The organism is Mycobacterium malmoense (assembly GCF_019645855.1).
GTDB lineage: Bacteria > Actinomycetota > Actinomycetes > Mycobacteriales > Mycobacteriaceae > Mycobacterium > Mycobacterium malmoense.
Map to the genome: position 1 here is coordinate 3,036,877 of NZ_CP080999.1, position 19,116 is coordinate 3,055,992.

The 19,116-nt window shown below is 65.4% G+C and carries 19 protein-coding genes and 1 pseudogene; 8 read left to right on the forward strand and 12 right to left on the reverse strand.

What is annotated here, in order from left to right; all coding sequences use genetic code 11:
- Positions 1-149: 149 nt before the first annotated feature.
- The 3 genes from K3U93_RS14075 to K3U93_RS14085 form a co-directional block, all read right to left on the reverse strand.
- Complete coding sequence (locus K3U93_RS14075) at positions 150-1,655, reverse strand: replication initiator (protein ID WP_042911655.1); 1,506 nt, start codon at positions 1,653-1,655, stop codon at positions 150-152.
- The gene (locus K3U93_RS14080; protein ID WP_042911654.1) at positions 1,652-3,085 is read right to left on the reverse strand and encodes an FtsK/SpoIIIE domain-containing protein; all 1,434 of its coding nucleotides are present in this window, start codon (positions 3,083-3,085) and stop codon (positions 1,652-1,654) included. The genes K3U93_RS14075 and K3U93_RS14080 overlap by 4 nt, the downstream gene beginning before the upstream one ends.
- Positions 3,086-3,170: 85 nt before the next feature.
- A complete protein-coding gene (locus K3U93_RS14085; RefSeq protein ID WP_042911652.1) occupies positions 3,171-3,512 on the reverse strand; it encodes a hypothetical protein in 342 nt (113 codons plus the stop codon).
- A gap of 252 nt (positions 3,513-3,764) precedes the next feature.
- On the opposite strand from K3U93_RS14085, the gene K3U93_RS14090 reads away from it, so the two are divergent.
- Together K3U93_RS14090 and K3U93_RS14095 are read left to right on the forward strand one after the other, a co-directional pair.
- Positions 3,765-4,565, forward strand: a complete 801-nt coding sequence (locus K3U93_RS14090) for a helix-turn-helix domain-containing protein (RefSeq protein WP_042911651.1) — start codon at positions 3,765-3,767, stop codon at positions 4,563-4,565.
- Between the two features lie 6 nt (positions 4,566-4,571).
- On the forward strand, positions 4,572-5,039 hold the full coding sequence (locus tag K3U93_RS14095; protein WP_042911650.1) for an NUDIX hydrolase: 468 nt from the start codon (positions 4,572-4,574) through the stop codon (positions 5,037-5,039).
- Positions 5,040-5,050: 11 nt separating this feature from the next.
- Here the strand turns inward: K3U93_RS14095 and K3U93_RS14100 are convergent, their stop codons facing one another.
- A complete protein-coding gene (locus K3U93_RS14100; RefSeq protein ID WP_042911649.1) occupies positions 5,051-5,587 on the reverse strand; it encodes an HD domain-containing protein in 537 nt (178 codons plus the stop codon).
- A 384-nt stretch (positions 5,588-5,971) separates the two neighbouring features.
- On the opposite strand from K3U93_RS14100, the gene K3U93_RS14105 reads away from it, so the two are divergent.
- Positions 5,972-6,241 (forward strand): hypothetical protein, encoded by a 270-nt coding sequence (locus K3U93_RS14105; RefSeq protein ID WP_208859410.1) that lies wholly within the window; start codon positions 5,972-5,974, stop codon positions 6,239-6,241.
- Between the two features lie 109 nt (positions 6,242-6,350).
- On the opposite strand, the gene K3U93_RS14110 is transcribed toward K3U93_RS14105, so the two are convergent.
- From K3U93_RS14110 to K3U93_RS14120, 3 genes are all read right to left on the reverse strand, one after another.
- Entirely contained in the window at positions 6,351-6,572 is a 222-nt protein-coding gene (locus tag K3U93_RS14110) for a hypothetical protein (protein ID WP_071509898.1), read from the reverse strand.
- Entirely contained in the window at positions 6,562-6,942 is a 381-nt protein-coding gene (locus tag K3U93_RS14115; RefSeq protein WP_071509897.1) for an ANTAR domain-containing protein, read from the reverse strand. The genes K3U93_RS14110 and K3U93_RS14115 overlap by 11 nt, the downstream gene beginning before the upstream one ends.
- 336 nt (positions 6,943-7,278) lie before the next feature.
- Positions 7,279-7,689: an XRE family transcriptional regulator gene (locus K3U93_RS14120; protein ID WP_080691186.1), complete on the reverse strand. Its 411-nt coding sequence runs from the start codon at positions 7,687-7,689 to the stop codon at positions 7,279-7,281.
- A 637-nt stretch (positions 7,690-8,326) separates the two neighbouring features.
- Here K3U93_RS14120 and K3U93_RS14125 point away from each other — a divergent pair.
- The 4 genes from K3U93_RS14125 (at position 8,327) to K3U93_RS14140 (ending at position 11,366) form a co-directional block, all read left to right on the forward strand.
- The gene (locus K3U93_RS14125) at positions 8,327-8,698 is read left to right on the forward strand and encodes a MerR family transcriptional regulator (RefSeq protein WP_073875675.1); all 372 of its coding nucleotides are present in this window, start codon (positions 8,327-8,329) and stop codon (positions 8,696-8,698) included.
- Positions 8,695-8,826 carry an Rv3202a family protein gene (locus K3U93_RS25795; RefSeq protein WP_281255249.1) on the forward strand — a complete coding sequence of 44 codons (132 nt, stop codon included), beginning with the start codon at positions 8,695-8,697 and terminating at the stop codon, positions 8,824-8,826. The genes K3U93_RS14125 and K3U93_RS25795 overlap by 4 nt, the downstream gene beginning before the upstream one ends.
- A 405-nt stretch (positions 8,827-9,231) precedes the next feature.
- The gene (locus K3U93_RS14135; RefSeq protein WP_230493386.1) at positions 9,232-10,488 is read left to right on the forward strand and encodes an MFS transporter; all 1,257 of its coding nucleotides are present in this window, start codon (positions 9,232-9,234) and stop codon (positions 10,486-10,488) included.
- A 416-nt stretch (positions 10,489-10,904) separates the two neighbouring features.
- Entirely contained in the window at positions 10,905-11,366 is a 462-nt protein-coding gene (locus tag K3U93_RS14140; protein WP_042911648.1) for an Hsp20/alpha crystallin family protein, read from the forward strand.
- A gap of 151 nt (positions 11,367-11,517) precedes the next feature.
- Here the strand turns inward: K3U93_RS14140 and K3U93_RS14145 are convergent, their stop codons facing one another.
- From K3U93_RS14145 to K3U93_RS14155, 3 genes are all read right to left on the reverse strand, one after another.
- The gene (locus K3U93_RS14145) at positions 11,518-13,647 is read right to left on the reverse strand and encodes an amylo-alpha-1,6-glucosidase (protein WP_042911647.1); all 2,130 of its coding nucleotides are present in this window, start codon (positions 13,645-13,647) and stop codon (positions 11,518-11,520) included.
- Positions 13,644-14,822 (reverse strand): glycosyltransferase family 4 protein, encoded by a 1,179-nt coding sequence (locus K3U93_RS14150; protein ID WP_372506962.1) that lies wholly within the window; start codon positions 14,820-14,822, stop codon positions 13,644-13,646. The genes K3U93_RS14145 and K3U93_RS14150 overlap by 4 nt, the downstream gene beginning before the upstream one ends.
- A 351-nt stretch (positions 14,823-15,173) precedes the next feature.
- Positions 15,174-15,392 carry a hypothetical protein gene (locus tag K3U93_RS14155; RefSeq protein WP_042911646.1) on the reverse strand — a complete coding sequence of 73 codons (219 nt, stop codon included), beginning with the start codon at positions 15,390-15,392 and terminating at the stop codon, positions 15,174-15,176.
- A 296-nt stretch (positions 15,393-15,688) separates the two neighbouring features.
- Here K3U93_RS14155 and K3U93_RS24935 point away from each other — a divergent pair.
- Positions 15,689-17,025: pseudogene (locus tag K3U93_RS24935) on the forward strand (IS256 family transposase); the annotation flags it as partial.
- Between the two features lie 434 nt (positions 17,026-17,459).
- On the opposite strand, the gene K3U93_RS14170 reads toward K3U93_RS24935, so the two are convergent.
- Both K3U93_RS14170 and K3U93_RS14175 read right to left on the reverse strand, forming a co-directional pair.
- Entirely contained in the window at positions 17,460-18,068 is a 609-nt protein-coding gene (locus tag K3U93_RS14170) for a hypothetical protein (protein ID WP_133058024.1), read from the reverse strand.
- Between the two features lie 275 nt (positions 18,069-18,343).
- The gene (locus K3U93_RS14175) at positions 18,344-18,769 is read right to left on the reverse strand and encodes a PAS domain-containing protein (RefSeq protein WP_051445881.1); all 426 of its coding nucleotides are present in this window, start codon (positions 18,767-18,769) and stop codon (positions 18,344-18,346) included.
- Positions 18,770-19,116: the final 347 nt, after the last annotated feature.

Below are 19,116 nucleotides of genomic sequence, written 5' to 3' on the forward strand. Positions count from 1 at the left end.
CCGCCATTATCACGTGTACCAGCGCGCTGTTGGCCTCGCGCGACAGTCGATAGTGGTCGGGCAGGACAATTTCAACATCCCCCACTGACATCGTCGGCGCAGCGATTCGAGCGTCACCCTCGCACCGGGCATTTGCTGTTGGGGATCCGTCAGCCATCGCATCCCCCTGGCAAATCCCATCGCTGGTTGCGGGCTTTGCCACGGACTTCCATCAGTCCGATGCGACGGGCGTCTATGCATCGGAGAGCCGCGGAGTTCACGAGGGTGCGATCACCGAGGCTGGTGAGGCCGGCACGGTCGAACTCCCACACCACCAGATCATCGCTATCGGTGGGGTCGAAACCTAAATCATGTTGGTATGCAGTGCTTTTCAGACGTTGTTCACGTGTCCAGGTGGCGCGGCGTTCCCGCAGCGCGGTCATCGTGGTGGAGTAGCGGCGGGATTTGCTGGTGATGTGCCCGCGGTAGCCCAGGGTGTGCAGCCACCGGCCGACACCGGCCAGTCCCCTATCGGCGAGTTGGCTGATGGTGGTCAGGATCGCCCGGACGTGATCGGACACATCCAAGTTGGCGATGGCCTCGGTGGAGATTCGTCGCGCGCTAATCCCTACGTCGGCTAAGGATTTGGTGACGTATTTCGCGAGGTAGCGAGCTACGCGGCGGCCTGGCAACATCCGGCCGTGTGGTGAATCGTCCTGCACAGCAGGACTTTCCGTGCCAGCGTGCCGGTTGTCGATGGGTTGAGTGTCGACTTGTGTGCCGAACCTGATCACCCGTGTCGCGGTATCTGAGGATGGGTCGGTGACCGTCACGGCTACGGTTCGAGCGGCCTGTTGGACGATGGTGGCCAGTTCGGTGGCTGTGAGGGGCGCTTGCCAGTAATGACCGCCGCAGTTATCGCCGTCGGGCGGGTCGAGGCGGATCAGGGCATGAATATGCGGGATGAGCCGGGCTTGCAATTCGACGACTTTGATGAAGCTGACCCGCACCGCATCCGGGTCGGCGCCCGTGGCGCGTAGCTCTCGGCGGAGTGTGCGGCGCAGGGTGATGGTGAAGCGTCGCCACAGTTCTGGCATGTGCCATGTGAACAGCACATGCCCGATGTAGTCGTAGCAGTCCGCGCAGATCGGCTGTCCCACATGGATGTCAGCTTCTCCGTGAGCTGTGCTGCACCACAGCGGTTTTCCATGCGGGCAGCGGCGGTAGCGGCCAGTCCCGTGGTGGTCGCGGCACACCCGGAGGCGCTTGTCGCCTGCACGTGAGGTGGTGTGGACCGGCCCGTAGCTGGGCGCGGTCAGGGTAACGAACACCTGCGGACGATCCGCCACTGCTTCGGGGATGTCGTGGTGGCCGCCGGCGGTGCCAGCGTGCACCAGTTGCCACGTGTCGCGAGCGTAGAGGTCCGAGCACGACGGGCAGATCTGGGCGCGGCGGTTATTGCACCGTGTCCACACGACCCGATCGCGGCCGAACTCGTCTGTACCCGTGAGTTGAATGGGGTGGGCGCAGAAGCCAACGGATTCCGCGCGCCGCCACCAGGATTCGAATCCCATTGAGGACGCGCGGCGCACCATCTGCTCCACCACCGCGTTGGCGTCGATTGTGGCGGCTATCCCGGGCAACGCCAGCGCGAGGGCCGTCGTTGCAGTAGTCACCGCTGACCCCGATCGGTGTTCGTGCGCTCGCTATTGGCCTGGTTGGTGCGGGTCGCGGCACGGGGTGCCCGGAACCGTGCTGCCAGAGTGGTGATGTCGTGGTCAGTGACGTGAAATGCCCGTACCCGCACCGGGTGGGCGGTGCCATCAATCATCATGTACCCGACACCCGGCGTTGCATCAGAGATACGGTCGCACTCCGCACCGGCATCCCTTGCTCCCTGGCCGAGAACCATGGCGGTTTGGGTGGCTTCGGTCAGTCGCAGCCCGATCCGCACGGTGAACAGTTGGCGCACGGGCAGTGTCTCTTTTGCCGGGTCTTGCACCGCGGCCACCACACTGATTCCCACTGCCCGGCCCTGGGAGAGCAGCAGGCCCAGGAGTTGTTCGATTTCGGCGCGGATTTTGCGATCGGAGACGTAGGCGGTAAGCGCGGCGATCTCATCGATGACCACGACGAATAAAGGTTCCGATGGGGTGGGTGTATGCAGGCGAGTCTTGCCACGTAGCCGGTGCGCCCGCGCGTGCATTACGTCAACCAGTTGGCGCAACAGGCGCACGGTGGTGTCAGTGGCATCGTGCGTGAATACCGTGAACATTGGTGCCCCGGCGCCCAGTTCCATGCCGCCTTTGGGGTCGATCACGCACAGCCGCACCAGCCCGTTTTTCACCTCGGGGGCGATGCCGGCGATCAGTGACCACAACACGCTGCTTTTGCCGGCCCCAGTGGCTCCAGCAATCAGCATGTGGTGGCCCAGCAGGGGCAGGTGCCACCAGTGGCGGGTTTCGGTGATCCCAACCCGCACCGCCCCCACATCCACCCGTGTGGCCGGGTTGGGTATGGGCAATGCGATCGGGTCCGCCAAGACATCCCCGCGCATGACGGTGATCTTTAGTTCCCCGGGCGCGGTCGAGGTGATCGTCAGCCGATCGGCGCGCCAGGCGGCGGCCAGCGCGTCGGCTTGTCTGTGCCAGTCAGCCAGGGATTGGCCGGTCACCACGCGCAGCTGCAGTACGTCGGTACTCTTGCCGATTTGTACCGACCGTAGTGCTGGCACGAGGGCGCGTTCACCCAGGCGGGCGGTGAGTCCGTGCAGGCTGCACACCGATTCCCAGCTGCGGCTGTAGCGCCACCAGCTCAGCCAGCGGTGTCGCACCGGTTCGGTCACCCAGGCTTGAAATGACCCTGGGTCTAGCCAGGCCCACCCCGCATAGGCAGCACCGCACGCGATGGCAGTGATCAAGCCCGCGCGTGGGCCGTGGCTGATGGCGACTGCCAGGCTGAGGATGATGGGGATGCTGAGGGCGGGGAACAGAATCGACCACCACAGCAGGTACCCCGTGGCTTTGGCCAGGGATAGGACGAGGTCTTCGAACCAATCATCATGATCCGACCCAGTGTTGTTGGTGTGCTTCTTGTTTGATGCCATGACCGATGCTCTCCGTAGGTGTTTCGCCGATAGCAGGCCCATCTTGGGGCGCGACCGTATGGGCGCCGCGCCCCAAAATCGTGGTTTATTTCTGCGGGCGGGCCTGTTCGTTGGGCGCACCTGCGGGTGTGGTGGAGGTGATGGCATCAGCGCGGAAGGCCACGCCGCTGCGATCACCTTGAGCCCACGGAATGGCCACCAGACCCGACACCGATACTGCCTGTGTCACCGACACTTTCGGATCTCCTGCCACCGTCACGTTGAGCACTTCGCCGCCGGTGTCGTCCAACGCCAGCAGCTGCGCTGCGTACAACGGCACCCCGGTCGCGGTGTCGACTTTCGGGCTGCCGGTCTCGAAGTTCAACCGCGGCTCGGCAGCCCTGGTGACGATGAATCGCGTCCCCGATGTATCAATTCTCAATCGCATTGTCCTGCTATTCCTTTCGTGATCTGAATGCGCCCGATGAGGCGCTCGAATCAGTTCACGCGGACACCGCGGACGTTGCGAGGGACGTTTGCAGGCGTTGCCGACACGGCCCCAGACATTTCGGGCACGACAGGGACATAGCTGCCGACACCAGGCAGACATCACCGCAGCAGGGAGGCGCCAGCCCCATGGCAAACTAGGAACCACGCTAGTGATGGACAGGATCAACACCGAAAGACATGTGCTGAGACGATGGACGATCAGGACGGTTGCATCGACACCGCAGTGATCCCCAACGATCGCCTCACGCAACGGCTGCACGCCAAGGGGATGTCCCATGGGCGGTTCGCCACTGCGGTGGGCGTAGACGTCAAAACCGTGCGCCGGTGGCTAGCCAACACCAACTACAACGTCCGCCCCGATAATGCACGCCGCGCCGCCGACGTGCTCGGCTGCAGCCCGCACGACCTGTGGCCCAACCAGTTCCAACCCTTTACCGGACGCGCGCTGGCGACAAACTCGGGCGGGCCGTTCACCGCGACGCTATATCCCAGCCGCACGCAGTTACCGATCACCGCGTGGCAGCAGCATTTCGCCGGCGCAACCATCTGTATCGACATACTCGTCTTGGCTGCCACGTTCCTGTTCGACACGCTCGACGGATTTCTCGACACCCTGCTCGACGCCGCCGCCCGTGGCGTTCAGGTGCGATTTCTCATCGGCGACCCCGACACCGCCACCACGATCCTGCGCGGTGAGGAAGAAGGCATCGGTGAAGCCGTCATCGCACGGTGCCGCACCTCCGCCGAACTGCTCACTCCACACGCCAACTCACCGGGGCTGCACATCCGCACCCACGACACCACCCTATACACATCAACCTTCCGGGTCGACGACACTATGATCATCAACTTCCACATCTATGGCTCACCAGGACGCAACAATCCCGTCCTCGTGCTGTCCCGCCACCAAGAACCCCGACTCTGGGCCACCTTCGAACAAGCATTTGCCCGCGTTTGGGACAACGCCACCCCACTGCCAACGAAAGGCTGATCCTCAATGCGCACCGACTACTACAACGACCCCGAAGCTCCCCAGCCCAACAGCGTGGTCCCGTCCGCCTCGGCCATCGTCACCGACGAACAAGGCCGCATTCTGTTGATCAAACGCCGCGACAACACCCTGTGGGCGCTCCCCGGCGGTGGACACAACATCGGCGAAACGATCGCAGGCACCGCCGTGCGCGAAGTGAAAGAAGAAACCGGTCTCGACGTCGAAGTCACCGCCCTGGTCGGCGTCTACACCAACCCACACCACGTCGTGGCGTTCACCGACGGCGAAGTCCGCCAACAATTCTCCCTGTGCTTCACCACCACCCTGCTCGGCGGTGATCTGGCCATAGACCACGAAAGCACCGATATCGCCTGGGTCCACCCTGACGACATCCCCACCCTGGATATGCACCCCTCGATGCGACTGCGCATCGATCACTACTCACAGCACCGCGACAGTCCCTATCTCGGCTGACCCACGGGCGGTTAGAGCCAGTCCCGCATTCGCCGGACAGCGGCTAACAGCTCCTCGCGGCCCGCATCGACCGCGCGATGCACCGGATCCTCAGGCCCATAGCGAGCCAACACGTCGCTCAATCGATCATCGGCTGAAACGGGTGCCCCGTCCGACCCGGTCGTCAAATCACAAAACGTCAACGCATCCAGGACGTCGCTGGGCGGATCACTGAACTCTGACAACCCCTCTAGACCGCGCTCGGATGCCTCCACACGCGCTCCGGTATGAAACGCCACCAACGACGCAACCAGCTCCCCAAAGCCGGCCGATCGAACAAACTCCGCTCCATCGAGCGGATGAAAACCCGTCCGGCGCACCGACGGCGCATAGCCGATATCGTGCAGCCACGCCGCCGCCACCAAACAATCGGCAGTCTCTGCATCGAAATGGCGACCAAACTGCTGCGCTGCCGTCACCACGCCGCGCACATGCGCCAACCGCCCAGACTGCCCTGCCAACCGCGACTCAGCCTCGCGCCGTCCACGCTGCGCCAGAACCCCGCTCACACCCGCAAGCCTACGAGTCCCTCCGCCACGGCGCAGCTCACAGCCGACGCCGCGACACCGAGCGCAACGTCTGGCGAGCACGCCATGCGACGATTACCTGCGGGCTTCGCTCCGCTCCCTGGGCTCCCGTCCGCTGGCGCTCCCGTCCGCGCCGGTCGCTACGCTTCGCCCTCCGTCCGCCGCCACACCAGCCCGTCTACGACCAGTCAGAGCCCACACCTCAAGGGACCTCACGACCCCGGGGTCCCACGACAACCCAGAGCTCTCCTCGCTCCTCGCCGCCACAGCGAGCTCCCGTGGGCAGCAGGCGCGCAAACGCTCATACACCGGCCCCCGACCAGCGGTGTGAGAACTTTCTCTACTGGTATCAAGCGCCGCGACGCCGTGCGCGCCCGAATTGAGAAGGCGCTGCGCGAGCTGCGTAAGCACAACGCCACGATCACCGTCAGCAGCGTGGCCCGCCGCGCCGGGGTAACACGCAAGAGCATCTACCGCCGCGAGGACCTGCTGGCTCTCATCTACGCCCACCGCCCGGTCGTGGCCGTTCCCACGACCCACCACCGCCGGGGACCGAAACCAGCATCGTGGCTGCGCTGCGGCCCGGCTGACTGCCAAGGACACCCAGATCGCCGAGCTCAGGGCCGCACTGCGTGAACGCGACCAGACTATCGCTGCCCTGCACGGTGAACTCGATAGATTACACCGCGACGGGCGCGGCTAAAGCTAAACCCCAGCACGCCTGCGGCGCAAGCGAATCCCGCGCTCAACGGTGGCCTGTGCCATGTTCGGTCAAGAACATGTCGTAGGCGTGGGCAATGTGTTCGGGGGTGGCTTCGGGATGCTCACAGGCCACCACGGCCACCGCGTCCATCGTGCGGGGACCAAGACCAGATCGACCGGGGGGAGCGATACCCTTGGTGAGCGCGGCGTTCAACAAGCCCTGGAACCGTTGGCCCAGCTCAGTCAGCAGCGGCTCAGCGCACATCACCGACGATCCGGTGGCGACGTGTCGAGGTGGATGGCTGCCCAGAGCGGGTTGGTCGGAGGTCACACGGCGCTGCGTCGCGTTCTGCAGGGTGATAGCGCTCGTTGCCGTCGAGCAGTGCGCCCCACGTCGCCCGGGCGATGTGCACCGCGCGCTTTTCGCAGTCAGCCGTGGATTGGCCTTGGGCCAGGGCGACCAGCGCATCAGCCAAGCTGGTTAGGGGGATCGCGTGGCGTCTGGATGTTCGCGCTAACTCGATGAAGGCCTGGTTGAGGTGGTATCGGCGCAGCGTGATCAGTACGCCCTCGGCGGTGTCGAGGATCCGGTCGGCACTGCGGCGCGGATCTGGCGTGCTGTGATCGGTGCTCACGTTCCTCCAATCTGTGTTTCGCGGGTCAGGCGACGAAGCCCTGCTGGGTGTCGCACGTAACGCTTGCGGGTAGCAGCCCGTACAGCCACACCGGCTGCCGGTGCGCTTTGGCTGCTGCAATCGCATGTACTAGCCATCGAATCGTGGTGCCTCTCAGGGTGTTCGGCAGGCCGGGGCTGTGTTGCCCTGCGGAGTGGCTTGGACGCTGTGACGCTCGTCGCAGGCCGGCCGACGTGCAAGCCCGCCGATGCCTGCGCCGCGCCCGATGATTCGGAGTGTGATCACCTGGCGCGGCTGAGCAACGCCGGCACCGGGCCGGCAGGTGATCGCGACGAGTCATTGCTGCGGTTGGGGCACCACCTCAATAGTCAGTTCAAGTGCGGGCAGCAGATTGATCAGCTCGTCGAGGCTGAAAGTGTCGACATACCCGTTGAACAGAGCGGTCACTCGGGGCCCGGTGAGCCCCAAGATGAGGGCGGCTTGTGCTGCACTCAAGCGTTTTTCGCTGATGCGGCTGGTGATCGCGCTGATCACTGCGCACCGGGCGGCGTCAACACCCCCGCTGGCCGGGTCAGCCCCGCGGCCCCCATCGACACCACGATTGACGCGATGGGGTTGTGTGCCCGGCGTCTCGCTCAGGTCGTCGGGTGAGTCCACCGCCGCCCCCGAGCCCGAGGTGTTGCCCGCAGCGCCGGCGTCGGCACGCAAGGTGTGGGCTGGCGGGTCACCCACAAGATCCGTGGTCATCGGGTGCTGCGCTTGCCCGAGCGTGTCAGCGCGCCTGCGGGCAGGCGGTGCCCGATGGCCGCGCGCACCGTGTGCGCCGTGCTGCTCACCGGTTCTCCAAGGCCTGCGGAGGTGGTGCCTGCGGAGGTGGTGCCTGCGGAGGTGGTGCTCGATGGCACAGCATCGATAGCAGCCGGCGCGGGCCAGCCCGCCCAGGCAGCGAGGAGCATCAACCCTGCGAATCCGCGCCGGGGCGCTCCGCAGATAACCCCGCCGTGCTGCGGATCAGCATTGCCGGGTGCCCGCCCCGACACCTGCCCGACGGTGAATGCGGTGGCTCCCGGGCCATGACGGCAACCGGGAGCCGCCGCGGGTGAATGGCCTAAATTACGCGCTGCGACGCGTTGTGCAGCGATAGGACGCGCGTCCCAGCGTGCACCGATGGCGACGTGAAGCGATGCCCGACCGCCCCCGACCCCTGACTGCCCCACCATTACCGCCAGCTCAGCTGTAGCGCTACGCAGGCCGGGAGGGTGAACCGCGGCCCCATCGTTCCCGATCATTACCGTGGGTGATCTATGCGAGCCAACATAGCTTTCATATAGCATTGGTGTTAGGTTGAGGCAAGAGCGGAGTATCGACCGAAAGGGAGCGCCCATTGCCCAACGACCAGCGGCCACGTCCAGGGCGCGGGGTGTACGCGATCTCGGTCGCCGCCGAGCTCACCGGTCTGGATCCGCAGACCCTGCGTCTCTACGAGCGGCGCGGGTTGCTCACCCCGGCACGGACCGGCGGGGGCACCCGCCGCTACAGCGATGACGACGTGGTGCGCCTGCAGCGCATCAGTGCCCTGGTCGCCGGTGGCGTCAACATCGCCGGAATCGCCCAGATCCTGGCGTTGCAAGACCTCAACGGTGAACTCGAGTCCGACCTCAGCCACCTCAGGTCCGAAAACGCCCGCCTGCGCCACACCGGCCCGGGCAATGAACACCTGGTGGCGACTCGAGGAAGGGGAGCCCGTCAGCGATGAGGATCAACGTCGAAAACTGTCAACTGCCCGACGATGTGCCCATCGGCGACGCCGTCGAACAGCAGCAGCCCGTCGACGCCGATACCGAGGACGGCCTCGATCGTGACCACCTCGCCGACCCCCTGTAGCGTGATGCCAACCCCATCGACGTCAGCGATCAAGCCATCATCGTTGCCTGGCCCGACGACGACCGCGACGCCGGCACCACTGGCTAGCCTGCGGCTAGCCCCGTGTCGGGGGGAACTGGATGAAATCTCTGTCTCCGCTAGTCGGGGCGCCGATGGGATGGGCGACGTTGCCGAGCAGGTTAGCGTGGACGCTGGCGAGCTTGCGGATTACCGCTGGACAGGCAGGACTTCCACCGGCAAAGCCTGGTGGATAAGCCGCCGGCGATGCTGTGGCTCTGGGCCCCCTGGTGCCCGATGTGCCAAAAGCGAAGCGCCCGTGGTCGGTCAAGTTACCGTTTCCCACCCGGCCGTGAACCGGTGCGATCGCATTGCGAAGATCCGACTCGATGCCTGAGTATTCAGGGGATGGCCAGCCAAGCCACGTCGATGCTCACGGTGCCGATCCGGGATCGCGCCGCGCTGCAGGCGGTCAATTTTTTCATGGCGGACATGGAAGCCGGCATGGGCCCGTTCCTGGGTGTCTTGCTCGCGAGCCGCGGCTGGACCACCGGGGCGATTGGCACCGTTATCACCTTGGGTGCGATTGTCGGCATGTGCACGGTGGCGCCCGCGGGGGCGCTGGTTGATGCCACCACCCGCAAACGCGCCTGTGTGATCGTAGTCGGTCTAGCGGCCGTGGCGGCTTCGGCGGTGATTTTGACGTCGCGGCAGTTTTGGGTGGTCGCCGCCGCGCAGTCTGTTATGTGCGTTTCCGGGGCGATGATCGCCCCGGCGGTGATTGGCATCACACTGGGCCTGGTGGGCCAGGCCGGGTTTATCAGCCAAAACGGTCGCAATCAGGCGTACAACCACGCCGGCAACATGGCCGGCGCCGCGATTGGAGGTCTGCTGGGCTGGGTGTTCGGATACGCCGGAGTGTTCTGGCTTGCCGCAGCCTTTGCGGTGGTCACCGTCCTCGCGGTGTTGAGAATCCCCGCCGGTCGCATCAACCATCATGTCGCGCGCGGCGAGATCTTGGCCGGCGAGCAGCCCCCGGTCAAACGACTACGGGTGTTGGTAAAGTCCCGGCCGCTGTTGGCGCTGGCCGCCGCCGTGATGCTGTTTTGGCTGGGTAATGCGGCGATGCTGCCGCTCTACGGGCTAGCCGTTGTCGCCACCCACGCCAACGCGTTCACCACCGTGGCCAGCACCGTCGTGGTGGCACAGGCCGTGATGATCCCCGCATCCCTGGCGGCCATGAGGATTGTGCAAACTCATGGCTACTGGCTAGCCATTCTGATCGCGTTCAGCGCCTTACCCATCCGCGCGCTCGTCGCCGCCGGAGTCATCACGACCTGGGGAGTGATACCGGTGCAAATCCTCGACGGCGTCGGGGCGGGCATGTTGTCCGTAGCGGTGCCCGGGCTGGTGGCCCGCATCCTCGACGGCACCGGCCACATCAACGTCGGCCAAGGCGCGATCATGGCCGCCCAAGGACTTGGGGGAGCTCTCAGCCCGGTGCTCGGCGGGTTCACCGCCCAAATATTTGGTTTTTCAGCGGCTTTCGTGATGCTTGGCGGATTGTCGATGGGATCGCTGGCCATCTGGCTCGGGTTCGCGCCCATGCTGCGTCGCACCGGCAACCACATCTCACTGGCCTCTGCCCCCGTCGAGGCGACGTGAGCGAGGGATCCAACCCGTCACGGGGAAGGTACGTGCCCGGCGATATGGTCCGGGGGCCCCATGGGGCTCGCGGGCACTGCCATGGAGGTGACACCCAGTGTGCGGTGGAGGGGAAGCCGAGAAAGCCTTCCGGGACAACACCGTTTCCCGCCGCGTCACATCCCTAATCCCGACCAGTTCTCATCCACCATCCCATCCGGTCCCGTGTCGGGGCGGTGAAAGCTGGGCTGCGGGGCGCTGCGATGGAGTTCCGCTCTGGCACACCGGTCGTTGCCCGTATCCGGTGCAGGGCCGCGCGCCGGCGGGCCTGGCGGCGTCTGGCAGCGGGCCGGTGAGAGCGCTAAAGTTGTTGGCGCACAGTAATTTTGCTGCCCGCCAGGGTGGCGGGCACCGAGTGTGACAGGAGGTGGATTGCTGTGTTGCGTTTCGATCCGTTCACTGATTTCGACGCTCTGGTGCGTGACGTGCTGGCCGGGCCGGTCGGGTCGAGCCGCGGTCCTCGGTTCATGCCGATGGACTTGTGCAAGATCGACGACCACTATGTGCTGACCGCCGATTTGCCCGGGGTCGATCCGGGGTCGATCGACGTCAGCGTGGACAACGGCACCCTGACGGTGTCGGCGCGGCGCACCGCCCGCTCCGAGGAATCGGTGCAGTGGCTGACCGCCGAACGGTTCTTCGGCGAATACCGTCGGCATCTGTGGCTGGGAGAGGGCATCGACGCCTCAGTGATCAGCGCGACGTACGAAAACGGGGTGCTCACCGTCAGCATCCCGCTGGCCGAAGGGGCCAAGCCGCGCCGCATCGAGGTCGCCCACGGCGCGGCACCACACGTCATCGAAGGCCAAGTCGTGCAATCACCCACAGAAACCGCCTAGGACGCTGGTTGCGGCACCCGCGGCGGGCAATACCCGCTGCGGGTCTGTGTGCGCATGTCGGGGGCGGCGTTGTGGCAGCAGCGAATCCACACCATCAGATGATTACGGATCAGGCGGTGCCGCGCACGGAGCGAGCGCGGCGATACCTGGGTCATGCTGAGGAGCTGAGCAGCTGCCAGTCCTCGGGCATCCGATGTATTTTGACCGTGTCACCCTCGGCTTCCAGATCGATGCTGGCGTCTCCCAGGCGCAGGTCGGTCAGCACGACGCGGCCCCACGCCTCGGGCAGATGCGGTGTGACCGCTATCTGGCGCGCCGGCACGTGCGGTTCGAGTCCCAGCAACGATCTGAGCAGCAGGACCGGCGCGGCGCTGGACCAGGCTTGCGGTGAGCACGAGGTGGGGTACGGGATCGGTGAACCGAACTGCGACCGGGGAAATCCGCAGTACAGCTCAGGCAGCCGGGTGCCGAACGCGTCGGCGGCATCCAGCAGGCCGTTAGCCAACCGGTGGGCTAGGACGTGGGCTTCGCGCACATGCGGGTAGCGCAGCAGCCCGGCCACCGCGATCGCGGTGTCGTGCGGCCAGATGGCGCCGTTGTGGTAGCTCATCGGGTTGTAAGCGCCCATCGTGGTGGCCAGGGTGCGCAGCCCGAACCCGCTATCCATCTCACCGGATGCCAGGTGTTTGACCAGCGTTGCGGCGTGCTCATCGGTGGCGATACCGGTCCATAGGCAGTGCGCGACGTTGCTGGTCAACGCATCGACGGGCTGTTTGCGCCGGTCCAGGGCCACCGCGTACCAGCCGCGCTGCGGCAACCAGAACGCCTCGAGGAACCGCGTGCGCAACGCCTGGGCGCGCTCGCGCAGCTGCCCGGCTCCCGTGGGGTCGTCGAATGCCTCGGCCAGCTCGGCGCGCGCCAGCAGGGCCGCGTAGTGATAGCCCTGCACCTCGCACAGCGCGATCGGCGGCTCGGCGGTGCGGCCGGTGGCGTCGTTGATGCCATCGAAGCTGTCTTTCCAGCCCTGGTTGATCAGGCCACGGTCGGTGGCGCGCTGGTACTCGATAAACCCGTCACCATCACGATCGCCGTAACGCTGGGCCCACGACAGCGCCGCATCAGCGGCCGGCAGCAGCGAGCGTACCACTGACGGGTCGGCGCCCCACCGCCACGCTTCGGCCAACAGCATCACAAACAGCACGGTGGCGTCGACCGACCCGTAGTAGACGGCGCCACCCAGCACGTCGGTGCTGGCCGGGCCGCGGCGGATCTCATGCATGATCCGCCCCGGCTCTTCCTCGGTGATCAGGTCCACCCGCCGGCCCTGCACCGCGGCAAGCTGCTGCAAGGTGCCCACCGACAATCCGACGTCCAGCGGCAACGCCATCCACGCGGTCAGCAGGCTGTCGCGGCCGAACAACGTCATGAACCAGGGCGCTCCGGCGGCCACGAACGAACGACCCTGACCGCTCTCGTCATGCATCAGCAGCGCGCCCAGGTCGCTTTCGGTTTGCCGCAGCACCTCGGTGAGCACGCGATGACCCGCCTCCACGGTGGTCGCGGTGTGCCGCCAGGCCTCCAGTTTGCGCGCCGGGGCACTGGACTGCAGGTTCTCGCCGCGACGGAATCGGGTTCGCACGGTGTTGTTGGCCCACGTCGGCTCGGCGAGGATCTCGGTGTGCCAGCGCTGGCCGGCAGCCACCACCACCCGCCAGGTCAGCCACCCCGGTGCCACCACCGGCTCCCCCGAGGCGGTCACCCGCAGGCCGCGGACCCGATCGCCCCACTCCAACAGCACCAGTTCACCGTCGATGGCGGCCACCTCGGCGCCACCGCGCGCCGCGCGGCCCTCCTTGACGGCGAATAGGTCCGCGAAATCGGCGTCGACGTGCAACTGCAACACCACCACGGTGGGTTCGTGGTCGAGGTTTTCCACCGAGATGGTCTCGCGCAACCCGTCGGCCACCAGCCGCTCCCGAACCAGCAGAAGTGTGCTGTCGGCCTGGCCGCCGCGCGGGGCGCGGCGCAACACGAATTGCGCGGCAAACCCCGCCGACGGCTGCACCGACAGCGGTTCGGGCGGCTGGCCGTCGACCCGAAGCTCCCACCGAGACAACACCCGCGCGTCGCGGAAGAACAACCCATGCGCGCGGCCCGCGACCACGTCGCCGAGACAATCGGACAGGCAAAACGTCGACCCCTCCACCAGGGTGACGGTGTCAGCGCCGGCCCCCAGACGCGCCGGCGCACTGGTGTTGAACGCCGCGGGCGCGTCACTCATGCGGTGACCATCTCATCCGTCGACTCACGCCGCCGGGATATCGGGTTGCTCGCCGCCCGAGTAATCTCTTCGCCGTACAGCAGCCGGCGATAGATCCGCTCGTAGCCCGAACCCAACTGCGCCACATCGAAGTTCGCCGCGACATGCCGACGACACGCGTGCGGGTCAAGACTGCCCGCCCGCTCGATCGCGGCCGGCAGCTCAGCCGGCTGCTCACAAATCACACCGGTGACTCCATCGATGAGAACCTCAGCCACCGCTCCGCCGCGCAACGCCACCACTGGCGTGCCACAGGCCATCGCCTCGATCATCACGATCCCAAACGGTTCCTCCCACTGAACCGGAAACAGTAAACACCGCGCACCGGCGAGCAGCTTGCGCTTGCTGACCGCGTCAGCCTCACCGAACACGTGATCGCTGCCGGTCAGCAGCGGACGCACCCGCTGATCGAAGTAGGCCTTCTCCGACGCTTCCGAGCACTTGCCCGCCAACACCAGCGGCACGCCCGCCTCGTGGGCGGCCTGCACGGCCAGGTGCGCACCCTTATACGGGGCGAAACGGCCCAAGAACAACGCATAGTCGCCCTTGTCGGTTTCAAACGGCCACTGCTCGACCTCCAGCGCGTTATGCACGCGCCCAACCCAATTCAGGTCCGGGGCCAATTCGCGCTGGCGATCGCTGATCGCCACCAACGCCACGTCTGCACCCAATCCGCGATAGTACGGGTACAGATCGGCATCAATGGGGCCGTGCACCGTCACCACCGTCGTCAAGCCCAGCCCCCGGTAGACGGGCACGTTGAGCACACCGGCAAAGGTGTGATCGTGCACGATATCGACGCCCTGATCCGCCGCGAGGTCCGCGACGGCGTTACGAACCTTCAATGCATGCATGACCTCCGGATAGGGCTCACCAAGCCGATCCGGAATCGTGCGATCCCACAACGACACAAACCGCGCCGCCGTGCCCGACTCACCAGCCCCCAACACCGTCACCTCATGCCCACGAGCAACCAAAGCATCCACAAGATCAGCAAGCACCGCCTCCACACCCCCATAGCCCTTCGGCGGAACGTCGAAATACGGCGGCGCCACCTGCACAATCCGCAACCGCCGGGCCCGACCATCGGGCCGAGAATGCGTCGACACACCCTGCACGAAATCGATGCTGCGCACTCGGATTTCCTCCTTTCCCAACATCCACAAGCGTTAGCACTTCGATTCCTTGAGTGCTAATTATGGCCCGCTGTGCACGCGCCCGCCACACACCCCAACCGTCACCGACACCCCGCCCGCCACACACACGACGACGGCCGCAACGAGGCCCGTTGCTGAGTGCCTAAAAGCCGAGCGCGATCACCACCGATCGCGAGACGAATCAGCGTTAGCCAGCACCACTCACGAGCTGGCGCCGCGGCCAAACCGGCTCTTCGTGATCGAGCGTGCACCGGTGGTTAGCGGAACGCTGGGGAAGGGTGTCGTGTCGGTGAGCTGAGGCGGGCCCTCGGTGGGTGACGATGCGGGTTCCTACACCAAGCTCCACCAACACCACCGAGGGGACCCGTTGCGCGAGGCCAATGCCTGCCCGCGCTCTGTTGTTGCCGACACGATCATGCGCACGATCGAGTTGGGGGTGACGATCACCGACGCCGCCGTCGACGACACCCAGACCACGATCTTCTGCACCCCCGTGGTGAGGAATCCGCGTTGTCCGGACTGTGGGCGCGACGGCAGGTATCGCGACACCGTGACGCGGCCATTGACCGACCTGCCTGTGGCCGGCCGCCGCCAACCAAAACACCGCGGGGTACCCGAACTGCCAGCCCAGCAGCCCCGACAGCGCAGCACCGGCCATATTGCCAGCGTGATTCCAGGCCTGGTCGCGACCGTTCTGGCCGGTGAACCCGGCCTGGCCCACCACACCAAGGGTGATGCCAATCACTGTCGGGGCGAGGTCGCGTCCGAAAGCCGGTGTAAAAGGGGGCCGGGCGTAGGTTCTGCTTCGAGACCGCCAAGTCATCGAAGTGAAAGGACCTACGCCCGTGCCTGCACGAGTATCACCGACCGATCGTGTTCGCGCCAAGATCGACGAGCTGTTCGCCTCCGATCGTGAGCTGCCCGACATCTTGGAGGAGGTGGCCCGCCTCGGCGCGCAGTTGCTGATGCAGGCCGCGCTGGAGGCCGAGGTGACCGAGTTCCTGGGCCGGGAGCGCTGCCAGCGCGCCGCCGCGGCACCGGATGCCCAGCCCGGGTCACGCAACGGCTATCAGCCGGTGACGGTCAAGACCACCGCCGGCCCGGTCACTTTGGAGCGGCCTAAGCTGCGTGACACGACCACCGCGTTCGCTTCGCGATTGTTCGGCAAGCACGTCACCAAGACCAACGCACTGGAGTCGCTGGTGATCGCCTCATTCGTGCGGGGGTTGTCGGTGCGCGATGTGGAGGCCACCCTGGCCGACGCGCTCGGTGATCAGGCCGCGATCTCGAAATCAACGGTGTCGAGGTATGCCAGGCGATCAAGACCGAGTACGACAGCTGGGCGGCGCGGAGGCTCGACGAGGTGGTGCTGGACTACCTGTTCTTGGATGCGTCGTTCTTCCGGATACATCCTGGCTCGCCGGCCGAGCCGGTCTTGGCCGGCTGGGGCATCACCACCGACGGCAAACCCGTCTTCGTCGGCCTGGCCCCTGGTGCCGGCGAGTCGACCGACGCCTGGGCCGATTTCTTGACCGACCTGCGCGACAGGGGCTTGGGGTGCCCGCTGCTGGTCATCTCCGACGGCGCGGCCGGCCTGATTGCCGCGATCGAGCAGGTCTTGCCGGCCGCGCTGCGGCAACGCTGCCTCATCCACCGGCTACGCAATATTCTGGTCAAGATCCCCGCCGGGATGCAGGCCGAGATCCGCGACGGCTACTGGGCCTGCTTTGACACCGCCGAGGTCAACACCGGGCCCGGTCCGCGCCTGGTCGAGCTCGTCGACGCCCGGCTGACCGCGTTCGCCGAGCGTTACGGCACCACGTATCCGGCGGCGATGAAGATCGTGCTGACCGATCGCGAAGGCCTGACCGCCTATCTGAGGTTCCCGGCCGAACACCATCACCGCATCCGCCACTCGAACTTCATCGAACGCACCTTCGGTGAAACACGGCGCCGCGCAAAGGTAATCGGCCGCTTCCCCGGAGAAACCAGCTGCATCAGCATCGCCTGGGCTGTCCTCGACCGCGCCTCCCGCGGCTGGCGCGGCCTCGCCATGACCCCCGCGGGGCTGCGTCAACTGCAAGACCTACGCCGCAGCCTGCTGCAACCACCCCGCCAACTGCGACCCCAGCACAACCAGGACTGCCCAAACAACACCACCGAAACCGCCAGCGCCACGGCGTCACATCAACCACCGAAGCCAGAACCTTCATCGGCCTCATTTACACCGGATTCCGGACGCCACCATCGTCACCCCAGCAATACACATGGCGGCCTGCGCAGCACCGATGACCCAAAACTGTCGCGCCGAGAGGATCAGCGCAGAGGCCGTCACCGTGCACGCGCCGACGGCGACGACACAGGCCCGCTTGCGCGTGGTCGCATCAACCAGCGCTCCCGCCGGTGCGACCGCGACCATGCCAACAATGGCACCCAGGGTGACCACCATACCGGTAGCGGCGGTGCCCCAACCACGACTCTGCAACACCACACCAAAAACGGGCCCATGCCGGCCGACATGTCGGCCATAAAGAAGTTGACGGCAAGTAAGGCTGTCCGATCACATCTCGACCCAATCGGCCTGGTCATTGGCCCCACTGCACCCCACCCGATAATTTACTCGACCGCCAAGGGCCCGCGGCGTTCGATTAGTGTCACTGCTGCATCAATCAGATACTTCGCGATAACATGAACAGCGGAGCGGGCAGGCAGCACCTTGCACACGAAGGCAGGGTTGCTTGCTGTCGCGCGGCGGATCACTTCTCGGCAGCCGGGGGCGAATTCAGCCCGCTGCTCAATAAACCCGAAGGCATACGGGCTTATTGAGAAGGACGTTCGCTCATACCGGATGCAGTGCCCATCGGAGCTAATGGCGTAACCGCAGACCTGATCGGCGTCGGCGGTCAAGGGCCAAAATGGTGCCGCCACGTCGAAATGGCACACGATCTCAAAGTGAGAGCGCCCTGCGGGCGGCGCGTCGCGATCCGCGAATCGTGAACTACAAGTCGTGGCGATGTCATAGGGGCGCACCCGGTATTGGCGCATCAAATAAACAAAAGCCTCTGTTGCCGCGCGAGCCGCCGCGGGCAGATCTTCGGCCCAGGCCGTCGCTGCCGACGCCAGTTCACCGTTACTGCGGTGTTGGGACTCCACCTCCCGATCAGGGATAACGATCGATGGCTGCAGACATATATTTCTGATAACACAAGCGGAAAACTTCCACAAGCTGTAAGGGCAGGTTTGCGCTGAAAGCACGGCCTGGGCCGGTAGGCGGTCGTCTCCCGAGAACCTGGCTACGTCGAACGGCCCTGCAGGCGTCGGACGGGCCGCAGGTGGTGCAAGTCGATGCTGAACAGTGCGTGATCGACTCGGGCCAGTCGATCGGGCAGGGTCACGCCATTGTCGAAATTTGATGTTGGTCGCCTGGGAACAGCCACCAAGATATCGAAGGCGCGCGGCCCGAGCGCCGTAGGCGACGATGAACACCTGTGTGGGCCTGATTAATCTGCCCCCGCGCAACCGCCGTCTCCGAGATCGTCGTGGTGATGTCCTCCCGAATCGCCCGTGGTGACATCCAGGTAAAACCCCGAAGTGCCGATGACCGAACCCGACTCGTCGACCATGCTGTCACCCACCACGACCACAAAGCGGGTATGCCCGGCCGTGTCAATGATGCGGTGCCGACTGTTAAAGGGCTCCCCCTGCAGCACCCGATCCAAAACAGCCGTGACTTGCTGGCGATCGTCGGGATGTTTGTGCAGCAGGAGCAGCTCGGTGGTCGGTGTCACCGTTCTCGGCTCATAGCCATGCATCCGGGCAACCGCCTTTGACCACTCCCAGCGCTGGCCATCAAGGAAAAACCGGAACCGACCGACCCGCTGCGCCGTGCCAGCCACCACAGCGGCGTCATCGAAGTCGTCAACCACTTCACAACCTCCTGCCCGCACCGCAGAAGCCTCTGTCTGGGCTGGCGTGTGGGCGCGGCGAAGCCTCCGGGGTCACGTAGCACATCGGAATCGTCACCATCTTTGTCGAGCTCCCGACATAGTTTGCACTTTTCGACACTGGCTTTGCGCTCCGAGTGTGATCTGGCTGGTCGCGATAATCTGTTCCTAGCAACAGAGATAATTCATGTCAAATGCATGATTCTTCGTAGCTCACCGAGCCGACATGTCTATGTCCGTAAACGGATGTGGCCCCACCTCCTGATCTTTTCGACCCCGAACCGACCCGACGTGACCCGTCAGACCGCCTGATGCTGAGCAGTGATTAC

Coding starts and splice junctions, on each gene's coding strand:
- K3U93_RS14080 (WP_042911654.1), bottom strand. CDS start 3,085: ATGGCATCAAACAAGAAGCACACCAACAACACTGGGTCGGATCATGAT.
- K3U93_RS14085 (WP_042911652.1), bottom strand. CDS start 3,512: ATGCGATTGAGAATTGATACATCGGGGACGCGATTCATCGTCACCAGG.
- K3U93_RS14090 (WP_042911651.1), top strand. CDS start 3,765: ATGGACGATCAGGACGGTTGCATCGACACCGCAGTGATCCCCAACGAT.
- K3U93_RS14095 (WP_042911650.1), top strand. CDS start 4,572: ATGCGCACCGACTACTACAACGACCCCGAAGCTCCCCAGCCCAACAGC.
- K3U93_RS14110 (WP_071509898.1), bottom strand. CDS start 6,572: ATGTGCGCTGAGCCGCTGCTGACTGAGCTGGGCCAACGGTTCCAGGGC.
- K3U93_RS14120 (WP_080691186.1), bottom strand. CDS start 7,689: ATGACCACGGATCTTGTGGGTGACCCGCCAGCCCACACCTTGCGTGCC.
- K3U93_RS25795 (WP_281255249.1), top strand. CDS start 8,695: ATGAGGATCAACGTCGAAAACTGTCAACTGCCCGACGATGTGCCCATC.
- K3U93_RS14135 (WP_230493386.1), top strand. CDS start 9,232: ATGGCCAGCCAAGCCACGTCGATGCTCACGGTGCCGATCCGGGATCGC.
- K3U93_RS14145 (WP_042911647.1), bottom strand. CDS start 13,647: ATGAGTGACGCGCCCGCGGCGTTCAACACCAGTGCGCCGGCGCGTCTG.